The sequence below is a fragment of the Geodermatophilus africanus genome, from assembly GCF_900107105.1.
Taxonomy (GTDB): domain Bacteria; phylum Actinomycetota; class Actinomycetes; order Mycobacteriales; family Geodermatophilaceae; genus Geodermatophilus; species Geodermatophilus africanus.
This window is the reverse complement of record NZ_FNOT01000018.1, coordinates 23241-40577: the sequence shown is the minus strand read 5'-3', so window position 1 is coordinate 40577 and position 17337 is coordinate 23241. Positions and strand designations below refer to the sequence as shown.

The following is a 17337-nucleotide window of genomic DNA, read 5'->3' as shown; positions in this document are numbered from 1 at the left end:
CCTGGCCCCGTCCAGAGGCTCGCCGCGAGCTTGCGAGCGGTGAGGAGGACGGGGTCCTTCTGCTGCGAGGCGTGGGGGGAAGGGTGGTCCTTCTGTTCAGTCGGCCTGGTTCGGCGGCTCGCCGGCGGCCAGCGCCTCGGCCGCCCGGACCGGGTCGTAGGCGCAGGCGTCGGCCACGTCGGTCACCGTCGCCGGGTCGCCTGCGGGCGCGTCGGGCTCCGGGGAGGGCGCTTCAGGGGCCGGCGCGGGTGTCGGCGTGCCGTCCGCGGCGGCGTCGTCGGCCGGGGCCGGGGCCAGCGCCTCGTCGACGATCGCGCGGATCTCGTCGTAGTCGGGGTAGGCCGGGTCGATCACGGTGTCGTCGAAGACGACGCTGCGCACGTCGGCGTCCTTGACCAGGAACGCCAGGTCGACGAAGTCGTCGAGGGCCGACCGCGGGATGTCGGTGCTCACGATGTCCTGCGTGGTGGCCGCCAGCTCCTGGTAGCGCTCCAGCAGGGTCACCGGGTCGGCGGCGTCGATGATCGCGTCGATCGTGCAGCGCTGGCGGGCCATCCGGTCGTAGTCGGTGAGTCCGTAGCGCCCCCGGGCGAACTGCAGCGCCGTCCAGCCGTCCATGTGCTGATCGGGCCCCGGCTCGATGTAGTCGTCGGGGAGCTCCTCCCCGGTGATCCCGTTGATCGGCACGTAGTAGTTGACGTCCACCGTGATCCCGCCCAGGGCGTCGACCAGCCTGGCGAACCCGTCCAGGTTGACCAGCGCGAAGTAGTGGATGTCCAGGCCGAGCGCCTCGCCGACGCCGAGCTTGAGGAAGTCCGCGCCCGGATCGTCGGTGGGGCCGAGGATGTCGGGGTACCAGGCCGGCCCGGTGCGGTACACGGCGTTGAGCAGGCTGTCGGACTCGTTGGCGCCCTCGAAGCCGTCGGGGTAGACCTCGGCCAGCGGGCTGTCCTCGGGGAAGGGCAGGTCCTGGAGGTTGCGCGGCAGGCTGAACATCGTCGTGTCGCCGGTCTCGGTGTCGACGCTGGCCACGATCACGGTGTCGGTGCGCACGCCCTCACGGCCCTCGCCACCGTCGCCGCCCAGCAGCAGCACGTTGATCCGCTCCTGGTCGCCGAACGGGTCGGCCGCCTCGGTCACCGTGGCCGACTCCCGGTCGGCGAAGAGGTCGTCGATGAGGCCCCGCTGGGCGAGCGCCACCTGGCCGGCCGCGACCACCGGGTAGGCGATCCCGGCCACCAGGGCGGCCACGAGGACGCCGCCCAGGAACTTCCCACCGCGGGAGGTGCGGGGTGGCAGCAGCACCCGGTAGCCCGCGACGACGACGACGACCCACAGCAGGCCCAGCGCGACGAGCCCGCCGAACACCCACACCAGCGCGGTCGCGTCGACGGCGACCTGGGCGGCGGTGCGCTGCCCCGTGGTGGCCAGCCCCAGCCAGGCGGCGCCGCCGACCAGCAGCAGGAAGAGCGCGAGGACCAGCGCGCCCAGCCGGCGCCGGCCGGCCGCGAGGAACGCCGTTCCGGGGAGGACGGCGTTCAGCACGGTCAGGGCCAGCGCCGCGGTGAGACCGCGGCCGCGTTCGTGCGGCTGCCGCCGCGGTGCCTGGGGTGGCGGCGGCAGGGGGCGGGACGGGCCGATGGGACGCGTCAGGTCCCACTCGTGCTCGCTCACGGGCCCTCCTCGCTGACCGTCCTCGACCGAACCGGGGGCGACCGTGGCAGCCCGTCTGCCGCCCATGCTCCCACCCGCAGCGCCGCCGCAGCGCCGTCGGAACTCCACCCACCTGCGCGGACACCCATCCGTGTACCCCGGCGGTGAGCTGGCTCACCTCCGGGGGGCTGCCCGGAGCCCGGAACCGGCCGGCGGGGCACTCCGTATGGTCGGTGGGCGTGCGCCTCGCCACCTGGAACGTCAACTCGATCCGCACCCGAGCCGACCGCGTGGTCGCCTGGCTGCAGCGCTCGGACGTCGACGTCCTGGCACTGCAGGAGACGAAGTGCCGCGACGACCAGTTCCCGGAATCGCGCTTCACCGAGCTCGGCTACCAGGTCGCGCACGTCGGCCACTCGCAGTGGAACGGGGTGGCGGTCCTCTCCCGGGTCGGCCTCGAGGACGTCGAGGTCGGCTTCCCCGGGATGCCGTCCTGGTCGGCCAAGGAGGGCGTCGACCCCGCGCCCGAGGCCCGCGCGCTGGGCGCCACCTGTGGCGGGGCGCGGGTGTGGAGCCTCTACGTCCCCAACGGGCGCACGCTGACCGACCCGCACTACCGCTACAAGCTGGAGTGGCTCGAGGCGCTGCGGACGGCGGCGAGCGGGTGGCTGGCCGCGGACGCCGGCGCGCAGGTGGCCCTGGTCGGCGACTGGAACATCGCGCCGCAGGACGACGACGTGTGGGACGTGCGGGTCTTCGCGCACTCCACGCACGTGTCCGAGCCCGAGCGCGCCGCGTTCCGCGCGATCGTCGACGCCGGGTACGCCGACGTCGTCCGGCCGCACACCCCCGGTCCCGGGGTCTACACCTACTGGGACTACACGCAGCTGCGCTTTCCGCGCCGCGAGGGCATGCGGATCGACTTCGTGCTCGGCTCTCCCGCGCTGGCCGGCCGGGTGACAAATGCCCTGATAGACCGGCAGGAACGCAAGGGCAAGGGCGCCAGCGACCACGCCCCCGTGGTGGTGGAGTTGGCGGACTAGCGGACCGGCTGGGCGTCCTGGGGCACATCGGGGGCACACGAGGCGCTGGCTGCGTCCCACGCCGCGTCGATGGCGCTCCGCGTCCGGTCGTCCGAGTCCGGCATCAGGTGCCCGTAGGTGCTCAGGACCAGGGAGGCGTCCTCGTGCCCCAGCCGCTCGGCCACCGCCACGACCGACTCGCCGGCCGCCAGCAGGACGCTGGCGTAGTGGTGCCGCAGGTCGTGGCTCGTCGTCCCCTTCGGTAGCCCTGCCTCGCTCACCGCTCGGCCCATCAGGTTGTGGCCGTAGTAGACGTGCCCGAGCGGAGCCCCCTTGCGGGTGGTGAATATCGTTCCGTCCTCGGCCGCTGGGGACGCCGCCAGGTGAGCGGCCAGCGCTTCGGCGACCACCCGAGGCAGCGGGATCGTCCGTTTCGACCGGGGCGTCTTCGGGTCGCTTCGCTCTCCCTTCGACCCCTGGGTGAAGTGCGATTCGATGCGCACGGTGCGGCGGAGGAACTCGACGTCCTGGACGCGGAGCGCGAGCAACTCGCCGATCCGGAGCCCGAGTCCGGCCTGGGTGAGGACCATGGTCCGGTAGCGCTCCGGCATGGCCTCGGCCAGGGCCGCGACCTGCTCGACCGACAGCGGCACGACCCGCTCCCTCTCGTGTCGGGGAAGTTGGATGCGGACGACGGGTGAGGAGGCCACCAGCCTGTCGAGGACCGCGGCCCCGTACACGCTTCGCAGCAGCCCGACCGCTTGCTGCAGGGTGGTGGGGGCCAGCACCCTCGACCGGTCGGTGGCCCACGCCTGGACCTCGGACGGGCGCACGTCTGCGAGCCTCCGGCCACCGAGACGCGTCCCGTCGATGTGCAACCGGATCATCATCTCGGTCCGCCGCGCCGTGGTCGGCCGGTGCGGCCGGGTCTCCCCACCTCCGGGCGTACTCAGCGACGGTGGTCTTCGAGGGTTCGACGTACGCGCCGCGCGCCTTGTCCGCCTCGACCGTGGCCGCGTGACGATCGGCGTCGCCCTTCTTGCCGAAGGACTTCCTACGCTGTCTGCCCTGGTCGTCCCGTCACCGCGCCTCGTAGGTCGTCCGCCCGTTGCGGACCCGCTTCTCAACGCTCGCCATGGCTGACTCCTCAACGTCTCCGACGCGGCCTGGCTCGCGGTCGGCGTCTTCGCTCGGGGGACGGAACGGATCGCACGCAGCATGCCGAAGAGATCCGACGAGGTGAGGGCGGCAACCTACGGGGACTACGGCCCTCCACCGCGTCGCTATCCGGTGGCGCTTCGGCCCAGCTGCTCCTCGACCCACGCCTGGAGGTCGTCACGGCGGTACAGGACGCGGCGGCCGAGGCGGAAGCTGCGTGGGCCGGTGCCCAGGTGGCGCCAGTACCGGAGGGTGGCAACGGGAGCGCGCAGCAGTTCGGCGGCTTCGCTGATGGTGAGCAGGTCGGGGTGGTGGCCGGCGGTGTGCTCGGACATGGCTGCCTCCGGATCTGGGCGGGCGGGAGTGCGGGTACGCCTACAGAAGGCGTCAGATCGCGGCCCTTGGTGACGGCCCACAGCCAACTTCTCCTGCTTTCTCCAGTCCGCGGCCGGCCGGAGTCCAAGCTGAGTTCAGCGCCCAATACCGGGACCGGCGCCGCGGGGCGCCAAGCGGGTGGAAGGTTCCGGCTGCGGGATGCGGTGGGCTGGTCGCGGGGATGACGCCGGTGCCCCTGTCGCCCAACGGGCGGTGCGCTCCGCGTCGTGGCGAACGCGCCACCGTTCGCGCTGGTCGTCCAGCCAGCCGGCCGGCCGGGTGAGCAGGGCCGGCTCGGCTGCGAGTCCTGCGATGCGCGCCTGTGCGGCGGCCAGCCGGTGCCGGTTGGCGGCGACGTCGCGCTCGAGGTCGGCCAGCCGCGCTTGGGGATCGGGTGTGCAGGCGATCGGTCCGAGCGGGGCGAGCCGTTCGTCGTGTCGACGATGTGCATCGGCAAGGGCGCGCCGGGCCTGCTCGGCGGCTCGCTGGGCCGCTTCGGCGGCGGCGTGCAGCGGGGCGTGGTCGGGGTGTTCTCGTTCGGCGGCACGGTGGGCGGTGGTGTCGAACGCCGTCCACAGCGCGGGCCGGTCGTCGAACCGGTCGGCCACACGCGCGATCTGGTGCGGGTCGGCGGGCAGGTCGGGCAGGTGCGGGCGCCACCGGTCGGCCCAGTCGGCCAGCTGTTCGCCGGCGAGGGCAACGGCGGCGCGCTTGAGCCCCCACCAGCCAGGCCCGTCGAGCACCACCCTGGCGGCGGCTCGGGCGGCGCCGCGCTCGCCGTCCCAGGCGGCGAGCAGGTACTCGCGGATGCGGTCGGCCACCTCGGCGAGGACGGCACCGCTGGCCTCGGCTCGCTGTATCGCTCGCTCGGCGGTGAGGGCCGCCTGCCGGGAGTCGGCGTCCAGCCGGGTGAGTTCGCCGACGTGGGCGGCCTCGAGCGCCACGACCTGGCGCAGGATGTCGCGCCATGGCTCCCAGATGGCCAGCCGGTCCCGGCAGCGCTGCTCTGCGGTCCAGGCCGCGTGCAGGTCGGCCAGCACCTGCTTCAGCGGGCGGGATGCGGCGTAGCAGGCCGCTTCGGCGGCGGCCTGCGCGGCGGCGTGGGTGGGGCCGAGGTCGACGCGGTCGCGGCCGAACACGGCGATCCACTGCTCGCGCGCCTCGGCCAGGTCCGCAGCAATGAAGTGCGCGGTGTTGGCCGCGCGGCCGCGGGTCATCCCGACGTAGGCCGAGGCGGCGCCGGTGTGCTCTCCGATCACCACGTGCGCCGTCGCGACGGTGTCGCCCTGCACGCCGTGCGCGGTGCTGACGTAGGCCAGTTCCACGTGGGCGGTGACGTAGTCGGCGGGTAGCACCCGCTGCCGAGGCGTGGACGGGGTGACGTCAGGGGTGACGTTTGCGCGGGTGGGGGTGACGGTCAGCCGGCCGTCATGGTCGACGGCAGTGACGGTCCAGGTGTCACGGTTGGCAACGCCGAGGCGGCGGTCGTTGCGGCGGGTGGCGATTCGGTCGCCGACCCCGATGCGCTGCCCGCTTTCGGTGGTCACGACCCCGGTGTCATCGACCCGGCCGCCGGCGACCAGCCGTTCCCGGATGGCGGCGCACAGCTCTGCGGCCTGCTCGCGGGTATCGACCACCACCGCCATCCCGGCCTCAGCCGCCTCTTGGAAATAGTGAGCAGCGGCGCTCGCGGCGAGCGACTCCTGCACCGCCGCAGGGTCGGCGTGGATGCGGACCTTGCCGCGGGCAGAGAGCGCGTCGAAGACCGCGGCGGGGTCAACGCCGGTGCGCATGGCCAGGGTCAACTCGGCGTACTCGGCATTTAGCACCGTCTGCCCGGCCTCGCCGGTGCGTGTGAACCGGTGCACCGCGTCCAGGGTCAGGTGGCCTGTCGGGTCGACCTGGCGGGCGGCCAAGTCGAGGACCCCACCGCGGCCGACGGCGGCGAGCTGGTGCCGGTCGCCGAGCAGCGCCAGCCGGGCCCCGGCCTCGTCGGCGACGGTCAACAGCGCGCGGGCGGTGTCCTGGTCGAGCATCCCGGCCTCATCGATGACCAGGAGGTCCTCCGCCCTCAACCGTGCCGCCTCCCCCGGGCCGGCGTAGGCACCCCCGGTGACCGGGTCCACGTCGCCGATGGCCAGCCGGGTCCAGACGCCGTCGTTGGCCCAGCGCCAGCCGTGCTGAAAGGCCAGCCATGCTGCCGACCCTGCGGCGGTGCCGACCTCGGCGGAGGCGACCTTGGCCGCCTTCAGCGTCGGAGTGACCACCACCAGCCCGCGCCCTTGCGCGTTGAGTAGCTGCCGGATAGCGGCCAGGGTGGTGGTCTTGCCCGCGCCGGCCGCACCCTCGACCACGACCAGGGATCGGTCGCCGGACAGCGCGGTGACCGCTGCGGCCTGACCGGCATCCAGCTGCCCGCGCACGGCACGCGGCAGCACCGGCTCGTCGACGTCGGCGTCGGCGGTCCTACTACGGGCGGCGAGCCGATCGGTCAGGTCGGCCTCGACGTCGAGCACCGGCTGGGAGGTCCAGGCCCGGATGTGCTCGGGAACAGCGGTTCCGTCGTGAGCTAGCAGCGGCACACACCTCGCCATGGTGCGAGCGGTGAGGTCTTCGGCCAACTCCATGCGGACTGCGACGTCGGCGACGATGCCCGCGGCGGCGATCAGCTGCTCGACCTCGCCGCGGACGTCGGCGGCGTTCCACGCCGAGCGGCCGGCGGCCAGCAGGGACAGCACGGTGTCGACGGCAGTGTCGCGGTCCAGCCCGCCGATCGAGGTGGGCGTCAGGCCGGCGGGGACGTCGCGGTCGCGATAGCCCAGGGCGGCGAGCTCGCTCACCCACCGGGCCGTGAGGTCGGTGCCCGGTTCCGGGGTGACCTTGTCCGGGCGGCCCTCGGCCCACGCCCGCGCATCCCAGGCCCGCCGCAACACCGGCCCCGGAATCTGGCCGGGGTGCGCCTGGGTCCACTCCCGTTCGTAGCGGTCCAGGTTGCGCCCGATCTGCGCCGCCCGGGCGCTGAATGCGCCCACGTACCCGGCCAGCTGCCGTATTTCTCCAGTGTCATCGAGGGTGTAGCCGTGCGCGGCCAGCGCGCTCCGGAACTGTGCATCGGTGGCGACCGGCATGCCCGATCCCGTTGATCGCAGCCAGCGAGTCGCGCACGCCTACCGTGTGCACCCCCCGCCATCTCCCGGCGGCGAAGACGCGGGCGTTGACCTGCAGGTGCAGGTGCCGGTGCGGATCTCCGGCCCGGGAGGTGTGGTGCCGCACGGTAACCGCCTCGAGCACCTCGACCGGCTCCTGCACCTGCCCGCCCCGCGGCCCGACCCGGGTGGTGGCGTGCTGCGAGAGCCAGCCGATGATCTTGGTGGGGGCGCGGTCCTGGGCGGCGTCGTAGGCGGCGGCGACGTCGGGGTGCAGGGCGGCGGCCAGTGACCAGGACTTCGGGCCGTTGACCACCACCTCGACAACACGCACCGCTCGGTCGTCGGTGCGCAGCCGCCCCCGGGCCGTCCCGGTGTCGGGGTCCAGGCCGGCCACCCATGCCTCGTAGCCATCCCCAGCCAGCTGCGCCAGCTCCTGCACCCTGTCGCCGGCGCCGGCGGAGTAGCGGCGCGCGATCCCGGTCCCCTCGGTCAGGTAGTAGTCATCGGCCCGGCCCCGACCGGCCTCCAGGTAGCACCGGGCCGCGGCGGGTGCGCCGACATACACCTTCATCCCGCCGTGCATCTATCAACGCCACCCAACAATGGCCAACACGCCACCTCCAGAAACGGCAGTGGGCCCCGCGAAGGGGGCCCGGACTACCGCTATGGGTAGCATGTGTGCCGTCGGCGAGTAAAGGCCTGGAAATCAACGGCAGCGGTTGAGCTTGTGATCGAATGAGCCGGTTGACGGTCGGCTTGTTGAGCGTTCATGGAAGCCATTGATTGTTTGGGGCGAGTTCAGGCTCGATAGAGGGAGTGTCGTGGCGGACACGGTTCCCGATCGAGTTAACCGCGATCATTCGTGATTCTGCTGAGGTCGGTCATCGAGCGGGTGCGTGACCGCCGTGGCGGTGATTGTGGGTTCGGGGCCTGACAAATCCCCCCGTGTCGTCGGGGTGATCGCCGGGCTCCACTGGCCCGGGTCGGTGAGGGGGTCGGGACGGGGTGTGGCCGGTCAACCGGGCGTGGCCCGGGCGTCGAGTCGGCGAAGGCCGTCGAGGGCGAGGGCGGTGAAGGGCGGCCAGGTGCAGCAGGCGTCGGCGGCCGGTGGCGGCGAGGCGTCCGGCCATCGAGAACAGTCGCAGACGGAGCCGCTCGGGCTCCCAGCGGACGGCCGGATGCTCGTCAGCGCGAGGGTCTGCATTCAGGCGATCAGGTCGCCGGCCAGGGTGACGGTTGCGGACGAGATCTGCTTCTGCGCGCGAAGTCATGCAGCGGCAGGTTGGCCAGGCTATGACTGCGTAGAACTGCTGCTGTTCTATAGATATCTGGGTGCGCTCGTGGTGTGGAGCTCAACTCTGTGATGGTTCTCACGTGATGAGATGTGCGGCACTATGAAGTTATCCACTCCGGATGGGACGCACTGTTCACTCGGTCGCAATCTTGCGCGTGCATTGTGAGGGCATGGGCACCACGATGCTCCGGCTTGATCGGGGTGATCGCCGCCTCGGTCCTTGCCGACGGACTGACCTCAACTCAGCCCTGAGCCACGATCGGCAGCCGCCTGTTTCAGCACGGCGGTGCGCAGGGTCATCACTCCTGCGGTGTGGGCCGGTCCGCGGTCCCCGAACGGATCGGACGACGCCGTCCTCCGCCTCGTCACTACTCGACCTGAGCTGGAGGTATCTCATGCTTGGAGCAGCCGCGCGGCTGCGCCAGCGAGTCCGCCTAACGCTGGTCCGCCGAGGCCGGATCCCCGGCCTGCGGACCGCCAAGGCCACGCTGGCGGTGGTCGCCGCCTACCTGCTGGCCGAGGTGCTGCACTTGAGCGAGCACCCGATCGTCGCACCGCTGATGGCGCTGCTGGTGGTGCAGCTGACGCTGTACAAGACCCTGATGCACGGACTGGGCCGCGTCGGCGGCGTGCTCGCCGGCGTGCTGGTGGCCGTCGGCGTGGCCAACGTCGCCGGGCTCACCTGGTGGAGTCTGGCCGCCGTGGTCGCCGGATCACTGGTCATCGGCCGCCTCCTCCGGCTGGGCCCGCACCTGTTCGAGGCGCCGATCACCGCGATGTTGCTGCTCGAAGTCAGCGCCGGGGGCGCGCTCGCGCTCACTCGGGTCACCGAGGCGCTCCTCGGCGCGCTGGTCGGAATCGCCGTGAGCGTGCTCGTCGCGCCTCCGCTGTACCTGCAGCCGGCCGGCGAGGCCATCGGTGAGCTCGCCGAGCGGATGGCCCATTTCGCGCGGAACTTCGCCGACGGCCTGCGCGGCCCCTGGTCCCGGTCCGCGGCCGACCACTGGCTCACCCAGGCTCGCAGCGTCCGCGACGAGGTGTTGCGCGCGGACCTGACCGTCGCCCGGGTCGAGGAGAGCGCCCGGCTCCATCCCCACGCCCGCCGCTCCCGCGACGCCCAACCCCAGCTCCGCAGCACGCTGACCGGGCTGGAACGCTGCCACCTCACCCTGCGCACGCTGGCGCGTGCGGTCCTGGATCGCACCTACTTCATGCCCCTCACCGAGCAGTCCTCGGCCTACACCGCCGAGCAGCGCGCCGCGCTGGCCGACCTGCTCACCACCGCCGCGGCCGCGATCGACAGCGTCACCCCCATCGCCACCGGCATCGACCCGGACGCCGCCCGGCTCTGCGTCGAGGCCCACCTCGCCGAGCTCGACGATCAGCGCCACCGGATCAACACCCTGCTCGCGGTCGACGCCCAGACCGACCAGGCCGCCTGGAAACAACACGGCGCACTGCTGGCCTCCATCGACCGGCTCCGCGTCGAGATCGCCGCCGCCGCACGCCAACCCGAGAAGGCGAGCCCGCCGCTCATCTCCGCCACGGCTCACCGGCCCGGCCCGGCCTGACCCCCTCGCGCCACCCTGAGAAGCACCGTCCTACGGCGCAACCCCGGTCGGCCCTCACATGGAGCGGGTGCACCGACAGCGATCACGCGGACCTGCTGCTGCCCCAGTGCTGCCTCACCCATCGTTTCACGACTGTGCTGAGCCGGTGGTCTTGGGACGGAGTTTCGACATCGACGTGACCGATGCCCTGGGCGATCGCGTCGTCATGGCCGGCTCGGATGCGTGCCTCGATCGTGGAGCGAGAGAAATCCGACGCGTGTGACAACTCCGCAGGAAGGGAGGAGGTCACCACAGAGAAGCGATCGATCTTTCGAGAGGTGAGTAGCGCCTGGTAGGTCGGGTCACGACGGACCTCACTCCTTCTCGGGAGCTGCTGATCGATCTTCGCCATCAGATCCACGAACCGACCACTCTCCTCGAAATAGGGCTTGTCGAGCTTGAGCCTGCTCGTGTACTGCAGCTGAACCATGCGCTGCAGCACCTCGGGCATGGTGTGCGGAATCGGTGCGCTCATGGGAAACAGTTCGACGACAATCAGTTCTCGGATTGCTGAGCGGTCGCCGTTTCCGGCCTGGTGTAGTGCGTTGATAGCCGGAGCCAGCGGCAGGTTGGAGAACAGGCCACCGTCCCAGTACCACCGACCGTCGATCTCTGTCATCGGAAAGCCGGGCGGCAGGCTTCCACTGGCGATCACGTGGTCGAACGTCAGGCCGCCGGGACGACGGCGGTCGAAGAACTCCATTTCACCGGTGCCGACGTTGGTGGCACCGACGATCGCTTGCGGTTCCTCGCCGTTGAGCTTGTCCGGATCCACGAGCTCCGTGAGGATCCGCCGTAGCGGCGTGGTGTCGTAGAGGCTCGTCGCCGTCCACGGCGTGGTGAACAGCGCTGGGTTGGGCCGGTACATGCCTGGGTTGCCGAGAACAGCAAGCGAGCGTCCGATCCGAGGCGGAACAAGCCGATCGATGGGGCGCGGCGGGGACACGACGAACTCGTTCCGCCAGAGGCGGTCCAGCGCGGAGATCGGATCGGCCTTGGCACCTGCCAACACGGCCGCCGTGACTGCGCCGATCGAGATGCCAGCGACCGCTACCGGCCGGAAGCCTGGCCGCTGCTCGTAGAGCGCCTGAAGAATCCCGTATTCGTAAGCTCCCAAGGCGCCGCCGCCCTGCAGAACGACCGCTGTGTGAACTTTTCCGTTCTGCACCGCCATGACAGACCCCCAGGGTGGCAGCTGCGGCTAACACAGTTCACGGCTCCGGAGCGACAGGCGTCCGCCACGGTCGCCACATGTGCTGTCACATGTGGAGGGCAGCGCCCTACCTCACTCGGTACCTACCGTTCCCCGGATCGTCTGCTCGCACCACGTCGCCGCCGCAAATAGGACCCGTTTCACACTGTCCGCGGTTCCGGCCTCGACTTTCGCTCCGCTCGCCATACCGCTCGGGCCAGGCGCCGACTGACAGATGCGTACAGCCCCTGCCTGCGTCACGTCGGTGACCGGGGAGTAAACGCTGAATGATCTTTACGAAATACGTAACGTAGTACTGCAACGGCACTTGTGCGTTTCGCTGTCGGGATCGAGCGGGGGTTGATCGCACCGGGAGCGATCCGGCAGACCGGCCGACCGGCCGGTCCGACGTTCCCGGCCCGTCAGCCCGCCAAGGCCGGCACGGGCACGACGGGGGCGTCCCAGTCGACGTGGTGGGCGCGCACCCAGGCCTGCGGGTCGTGACGGCGCAGCACCACCGGCATGACCAGGTCGCGGACGAGGCGGCCCACGGCAGGCGGTGACTTGGCGCTGCTGGTGCGAAACCCCTCGGCGACCACTCGCTCGGCCCGCGCCCGCCGAAGGACCTCGAAGACCCGGAAGGCCTCGGGGACCGGCAGGTCGCGCAGGCAGCGGGCGAGGACGACGGCGTCCTCGACGGCGAGCGAGGACCCCTGGCCCGCGGCCGGCGAGGTCGCGTGCGCGGCGTCCCCGATGAGCACCATGCGCCCGCGATGCCACCGGCCCACGGTCGGGACGTCGTAGGTCGTCCAGCCGCGCAGCGGCCCGGGCGTCGCCTCGACGAGCGCGACGATCGGCGACCGGTCGCTCCGGTGCAGGTCGTACAGCCGAGCCCGCCACTGCAGGTCCGAGGTTTTGGCGACCTCCTCGGCCGACGGCTCCCCGGTCAGCGGCGGGTTGGCGAAGCACCAGGTGCCCCCGGTGGGCGCGGGGAGCCAGCCGGCGAACCCGCGCCGGCCGAACACCATCGTCAGCCGGCCCATCTCGGCACCGGGCGGTGTGTGCTCGGAGTAGCCGGCGGTGTTGAGCACGGGGACGTACCGGGGCGGCGGGCAGCCGGGGTCCACCAGGGTCCGCACCGTCGACCGGACACCGTCCGCGCCGACGAGGAGGTCCGCCGACTCGGTGGTGCCGTCGGCGAACACCGCCGTCACCGCGTCGCCGGTGCTGTGCGCGTCGGTCAGGCGGGAGCCTTAGCGGATGTCGATGCCGCGGCGGAGCGCCTCGGCGTGGAGGGCCCGGTACAGGTCCGAGCGGCGCATCGACAGGCCGGGCGCCCACCCGGACGATGGGTGACCGGTCGGCAGGGAGCCCAGGACCTTGCCGGTCCAGCTGCGGAACTCGATCACGTGGGACGGGAATCCCGCGGCGCGGACGACGTCCTCGGCGTCGATGGCCCGCAGCGCGTCGAGGCCGTTGACCTGCACGCCGAGCCACGCGCCGACGTCCCCCGCGGGCGCCGGGTGGGCCTCGTGCACGGTCGCCGCGATCCCGGCCTTCTGCAGCGCCATGGCGGCCACGGGGCCGGCGACCCCGCCGCCGATGACGATCGCTCGCGTCATGCCGGGCACCTCCGCGTCGGCGCGCCCGTCGCCGGCGGCGGCGGGCCCTGGGTAGGCATCCCCTCACACGTCGCGGCGCGTTTCCACCCCTGCCCGCACGGCGCGCACGAGTGGGTCCATCCCGTCCGACTCCTCTGCCAGCATCGCCAAAGACCGACCGGGACCCGCGAGCGTGGAGGCACGCATGACCGATCTGCAGCGGGCCGTGCTGAGCGACGTCTCGATCCCCACGGGGCCGGGCGGGACGCCCGAGCTGCGCGGCGTGCTCGGCGTCCCGGAGGGATCCGGCCCGTGGCCGGGCGTCGTGCTGCTGCACGAGACCTTCGGCGTGGACGGCGTCATGCGCCGACACTGACCGGCCCGAATCCCACCGACCGAGGGTTGCTGCGTTGGCGCGTCTGCGAGATGCGACCCCGGTGGGGCACATCTGGGGCACATGATCTTGTGATTGGCCGTGTTCGGCACTGCTTGGTCAATGTGTGTCCTCGCAGCTCAAAGCGCAGATGCGCCTTGATCGTGCTGGTCATGACACCCCGGTCGCACCTACTGGGACTACACGCAGCTGCGCTTCCCGCGCCGCGAGGGCATGCGGATCGACTTCGTGCTCGGCTCCCCTGCCCTGGCGGCCCGGGTCGGCGGCGCGTGCATCGACCGCGAGGAGCGCAAGGGCAAGGGCGCCAGCGACCACGCCCCCGTGGTGGTCGAAGTCACGGGCTGACCTGCAGGGACGCCGTCCCGCCCGGTGTTGTACCGGGTGATGACCGCCGTGCTCTCTCCCATCGCCCCCGCCCCGACCCGGCTGTGGACGCCGTCGCGCGTCCTGGTCACCCGCTCGGCCGCCGAGCGTCCACACGGGCAGCGCGTCCTCGCGCGGCTCGAGGCCGCCGGGGTCTCCGACGTCGAGCTGCTGCCCGGCGACCGGCTGCCGTCACTGCGGGGTGACGGCGACCGGGCCGCGTTCATGGCCGCCAAGGACACGATGGCGCTGGTCGTGCCGCCGCCGTCCAAGCGCAGGCTGCAGCCCATCCCACCGTCGGCGGACTTCCGGCTCGACCTGGCCGAGGGCTGCCCGGCGCACTGCCAGTACTGCTACCTCGCCGGGTCGCTGTCCGGCCCGCCGGTCACCCGCGTGTTCGCCGACCTCGACGAGGTGCTCGACGGCCTCGACGCGTACGTCGGCCGCGGCGCGGTCACCTCGGGCTCGCTCGAGCGCGGCGGTGAGGGGACGACGTTCGAGGCGTCCTGCTACACCGACCCGCTGGCGATCGAGCACCTGACCGGCGGCCTGGCGCGGATGGTCGAGCACTTCGGCACCCACGAGTGGCCGGGCCCCGTGCAGCTGCGCGCCACCACCAAGTTCGACGACGTCGCCGGCCTGCTCGACCTGCCGCACGGCGGACGCACCCGGCTGCGCTTCTCGGTCAACGCGACGTCGGTCGACCGCCGCTTCGAGGGCGCGACGGCCAAGGTGCCGGCGCGGCTGCGGGCGCTGGCCGCGGTGGCCGCGGCCGGCTACCCGGTGGGCCTGACCGTCGCCCCGATCATGCCGGTCGAGGGCTGGCGCGCGGAGTACGGCGACCTGCTCGACGCCGTCGCCGCGGCGTTGCCGGCTGACGCCGACCTCACCGTCGAGTGCATCACCCACCGGTTCACGCCCGGCAGCAAGGAGACGCTGCTGGACTGGTACCCCCGCACGAAGCTCGACATGGACGAGGCCCGCCGCACGACCAAGCGCGGCAAGTACGGCTCGGTCAAGCACGTCTACCCGAGGGAGACGATGACCGAGCTGCGCGGCTGGTTCGAGGCCGCGCTGGCCGAGCGGCTGCCCCGGGCCCAGCTCCTGTACTGGACCTGAGCGTGGGCGCGATCATGGCGCCGGGACCCCTCCGGACGGGCCGGAGGTGGTCACGGCGCCATGATCGTCGGCGTCATGCGGCCGGGATCATCCCGTTCGGGTCGAGGATGTACTTCTTCGCCGCACCCTGGTCGAACTCCGCGTAGCCGCGCGGCGCGTCCTCCAGCGGGATCACCTCCGCGTTCACCGCCTTCGCGATCTGCACCCGGTCGTACAGGATCGCCATCATCAGCTGGCGGTTGTAGCGCATGACCGGGCACTGGCCGGTGGTGAACGCGTGCGACTTCGCCCAGCCCAGGCCCAGCCTGATGGACAGCGACCCGGTCTTCGCCGCCTCGTCGGCCGCGCCCGGGTCACCGGTCACGTAGAGGCCCGGGATGCCGAGCGCGCCGCCGGCCCGCGTGATGTCCATCAGCGAGTTGAGCACCGTCGCCGGCGCCTCCCGCTCGGCGTCCTTGCCGTGCCCGCGGGCCTCGAAGCCCACCGCGTCGACGCCGCAGTCGACCTCGGGCTCGCCGAGGATCTGCTCGATCTGGTCCTTCGGGTCGCCCTGGGAGACGTCGACGGTCTCGCAACCGAAGCTGCGGGCCTGGGCCAGCCGGTCGGCGTTGAGGTCAGCGACGATGACGACGGCGGCGCCGAGCAGCTGCGCGGAGGCCGCCGCCGCGAGCCCGACCGGACCGGCCCCGGCGATGTAGACCGTCGAGCCGGTGCCCACCCCGGCGGTGACGCAGCCGTGGTAGCCGGTCGGGAAGATGTCCGACAGCATCGTCAGGTCGCGGATCTTGGCCAGCGCCTGGTCCCGGTCCGGGAACTTCAGGCAGTTCCAGTCCGCGTACGGGACCAACACGTACTCGGCCTGGCCGCCGGTCCAGCCGCCCATGTCGACGTAGCCGTAGGCCGAGCCGGGACGGTCGGGGTTGACGTTCAGGCAGATGCCGGTCTTGCCCTCCTTGCAGTTGCGACAGCGGCCGCAGGCGATGTTGAAGGGCACGCTGACGATGTCACCGACCTCGAGGAACTCGACGTCGGAACCCTTCTCCACGATCTCGCCGGTGATCTCGTGGCCGAGGACCAGCCTCTCGGGCGCCGTCGTCCGCCCGCGGACCATGTGCTGGTCGCTGCCGCAGATGTTGGTGCTGACCGTCTTCAGGATGACGCCGTGCGGGGTCTTGCGACCGACGTTGGCCGGGTTGACGCCCGGCCCCTCCTTGAGTTCCAACCCGGGGTAGTCCAGGTCCGCTACCTCGACCTTGCCGGGCCCCATGTACATGACTGCCTTGTTGCCTGCCACGGACGATCCCTTTCGTCGGCGCCGGCACGCCTCTGTGCCGGCCGCGGTGCCCACCGCCCGGGCGCCCCGATGGCCGGTCCCTCTATCCGCGACGGTCCTCCGGGGCTCGGAGGCGGCAGGGTCGTCAGTGTGGTCCGCGCCACCCCCGATGCGGCTCGCCGGAACACGGCACCGCCATCCGGCACACGGCCTGTGGACACGTAGCGTGGTCCGTCGTGCTCGTCCTGCTGCCACCGTCGGAGACCAAGGCCCTCGGCGGGGACGGCGCCCCGCTGGACCTGGCCGCGCTGTCCTGGCCCGAGCTGACCGGGGTCCGCGCCGGCCTGCTCGACACGCTGGTCGAGCTGGCCGGGGACCGGGCGGCCGCGCGGACGGCGCTGGGTCTGTCGGAGCGGCAGGACGACGAGGTCGCCCGCAACGCCGGGCTGCGCTCCGCCCCGACGGCCCCCGCGCTCGAGCGCTACACCGGCGTCCTCTACGACGCCCTCGACATCCGGTCGATGACCCGCGCCCAGCGCGCCCGGGCCGACCGGCGCCTGGCGGTCGGGTCGGCGCTGTTCGGGCTCATCCGCGGGACCGACCGCATCCCCGGCTACCGGCTCTCGGCCGGCTCGGCGCTGCCCGGCCGGCCGACGCTGCGCGCGCTCTGGCGGCCGTCGCTGGGCCCGGTCCTGGCCGCCGTGGACGAACTGGTGGTCGACCTGCGCAGCGGCGCCTACGCCGCGCTGGCCCCGGTGCCCGGGGCGGTCACCCTCGACGTGCTCAGCGAGCGCCCGGGCGGCACGCGGGCCGTGGTCAGCCATTCCAACAAAGCCCACAAGGGCCGCGTGGCCCGACTGCTGGCCACCACGACGGGCGAGCCCGGGGACGTCGTCCGGCTGCGGGCGCTGCTGCGACGCGCCGGGTTCCACGTGGAACACGCCGGAGGAACGGCGCTGACGCTCGTCGTCCCGGCAGCGGCGGCGAACTGAGCCGACACGCTGCGTCGCCGCGGAGGTGATCTGCGTCGGGATCGTTGCGCCCAACGGGAAGGGCATGGCATAACTCTGGGGACGCGTCGGCCCGAAGAGCGTGGCCACCTGCGGCCCCGGGGCGCCCCCCAGCCGGGCGTCG

Annotated in this window: 11 protein-coding genes and 3 pseudogenes; 6 read left to right on the top strand and 8 right to left on the bottom strand. The window is 72.3% G+C overall.

Features of this window, described 5'->3' with window-relative positions:
• Positions 1 to 96: 96 nt before the first annotated feature.
• Positions 97 to 1674, bottom strand: coding sequence for an LCP family protein (locus BLW63_RS22395; RefSeq protein WP_091161181.1), 1578 nt, complete (start codon positions 1672 to 1674; stop codon positions 97 to 99).
• Between the two features lie 218 nt (positions 1675 to 1892).
• On the opposite strand from BLW63_RS22395, the gene BLW63_RS22390 reads away from it, so the two are divergent.
• Positions 1893 to 2696, top strand: coding sequence for an exodeoxyribonuclease III (locus BLW63_RS22390; RefSeq protein WP_091161266.1), 804 nt, complete (start codon positions 1893 to 1895; stop codon positions 2694 to 2696).
• Here BLW63_RS22390 and BLW63_RS22385 read toward each other — a convergent pair.
• From BLW63_RS22385 to BLW63_RS28190, 4 genes and pseudogenes are all read right to left on the bottom strand, one after another.
• On the bottom strand, positions 2693 to 3508 hold the full coding sequence (locus tag BLW63_RS22385) for a tyrosine-type recombinase/integrase (RefSeq protein WP_211517235.1): 816 nt from the start codon (positions 3506 to 3508) through the stop codon (positions 2693 to 2695). The two genes, BLW63_RS22390 and BLW63_RS22385, sit on opposite strands and share 4 nt — an antisense overlap.
• A gap of 450 nt (positions 3509 to 3958) precedes the next feature.
• Positions 3959 to 4168 (bottom strand): helix-turn-helix transcriptional regulator, encoded by a 210-nt coding sequence (locus tag BLW63_RS22380; RefSeq protein ID WP_091161178.1) that lies wholly within the window; start codon positions 4166 to 4168, stop codon positions 3959 to 3961.
• 135 nt (positions 4169 to 4303) lie between these two features.
• Positions 4304 to 7928, bottom strand: a pseudogene (gene mobF, locus BLW63_RS22375) (MobF family relaxase).
• 505 nt (positions 7929 to 8433) lie between these two features.
• Positions 8434 to 8686: pseudogene (locus tag BLW63_RS28190) on the bottom strand (transposase); the annotation flags it as partial.
• A gap of 360 nt (positions 8687 to 9046) precedes the next feature.
• Between BLW63_RS28190 and BLW63_RS22365 the strand changes: the two are divergent.
• Positions 9047 to 10222, top strand: a complete 1176-nt coding sequence (locus BLW63_RS22365; protein ID WP_170856922.1) for an FUSC family protein — start codon at positions 9047 to 9049, stop codon at positions 10220 to 10222.
• 82 nt (positions 10223 to 10304) lie between these two features.
• Here BLW63_RS22365 and BLW63_RS22360 read toward each other — a convergent pair whose 3' ends face one another.
• Positions 10305 to 11435: a patatin-like phospholipase family protein gene (locus tag BLW63_RS22360; RefSeq protein ID WP_091161171.1), complete on the bottom strand. Its 1131-nt coding sequence runs from the start codon at positions 11433 to 11435 to the stop codon at positions 10305 to 10307.
• 440 nt (positions 11436 to 11875) lie between these two features.
• Positions 11876 to 13075: pseudogene (locus tag BLW63_RS22355) on the bottom strand (FAD-dependent oxidoreductase).
• 184 nt (positions 13076 to 13259) lie between these two features.
• Between BLW63_RS22355 and BLW63_RS27070 the strand changes: the two are divergent.
• From BLW63_RS27070 to BLW63_RS22345, 3 genes are all read left to right on the top strand, one after another.
• Positions 13260 to 13430, top strand: a complete 171-nt coding sequence (locus BLW63_RS27070; protein WP_170856921.1) for a hypothetical protein — start codon at positions 13260 to 13262, stop codon at positions 13428 to 13430.
• Positions 13431 to 13661: 231 nt separating this feature from the next.
• Positions 13662 to 13793, top strand: coding sequence for a hypothetical protein (locus BLW63_RS28685; protein ID WP_280140564.1), 132 nt, complete (start codon positions 13662 to 13664; stop codon positions 13791 to 13793).
• A 39-nt stretch (positions 13794 to 13832) separates the two neighbouring features.
• On the top strand, positions 13833 to 14930 hold the full coding sequence (locus tag BLW63_RS22345) for an SPL family radical SAM protein (RefSeq protein ID WP_091161263.1): 1098 nt from the start codon (positions 13833 to 13835) through the stop codon (positions 14928 to 14930).
• A gap of 73 nt (positions 14931 to 15003) precedes the next feature.
• Here BLW63_RS22345 and fdhA read toward each other — a convergent pair whose 3' ends face one another.
• Positions 15004 to 16224 carry a formaldehyde dehydrogenase, glutathione-independent gene (fdhA, locus tag BLW63_RS22340; RefSeq protein ID WP_091161169.1) on the bottom strand — a complete coding sequence of 407 codons (1221 nt, stop codon included), beginning with the start codon at positions 16222 to 16224 and terminating at the stop codon, positions 15004 to 15006.
• Positions 16225 to 16439: 215 nt separating this feature from the next.
• Here fdhA and yaaA point away from each other — a divergent pair, with 215 nt between their 5' ends.
• On the top strand, positions 16440 to 17195 hold the full coding sequence (gene yaaA / locus BLW63_RS22335; protein WP_091161166.1) for a peroxide stress protein YaaA: 756 nt from the start codon (positions 16440 to 16442) through the stop codon (positions 17193 to 17195).
• Positions 17196 to 17337 lie beyond the last annotated feature (142 nt).

Excerpts from the sequence above, each read along its gene's own strand:
- BLW63_RS28685 (WP_280140564.1), top strand. The coding sequence starts at position 13,662 with ATGCGGATCGACTTCGTGCTCGGCTCCCCTGCCCTGGCGGCCCGGGTC.
- BLW63_RS27070 (WP_170856921.1), top strand. The coding sequence starts at position 13,260 with ATGACCGATCTGCAGCGGGCCGTGCTGAGCGACGTCTCGATCCCCACG.
- BLW63_RS22345 (WP_091161263.1), top strand. The coding sequence starts at position 13,833 with ATGACCGCCGTGCTCTCTCCCATCGCCCCCGCCCCGACCCGGCTGTGG.
- BLW63_RS22360 (WP_091161171.1), bottom strand. The coding sequence starts at position 11,435 with ATGGCGGTGCAGAACGGAAAAGTTCACACAGCGGTCGTTCTGCAGGGC.
- BLW63_RS22365 (WP_170856922.1), top strand. The coding sequence starts at position 9,047 with ATGCTTGGAGCAGCCGCGCGGCTGCGCCAGCGAGTCCGCCTAACGCTG.
- BLW63_RS22380 (WP_091161178.1), bottom strand. The coding sequence starts at position 4,168 with ATGTCCGAGCACACCGCCGGCCACCACCCCGACCTGCTCACCATCAGC.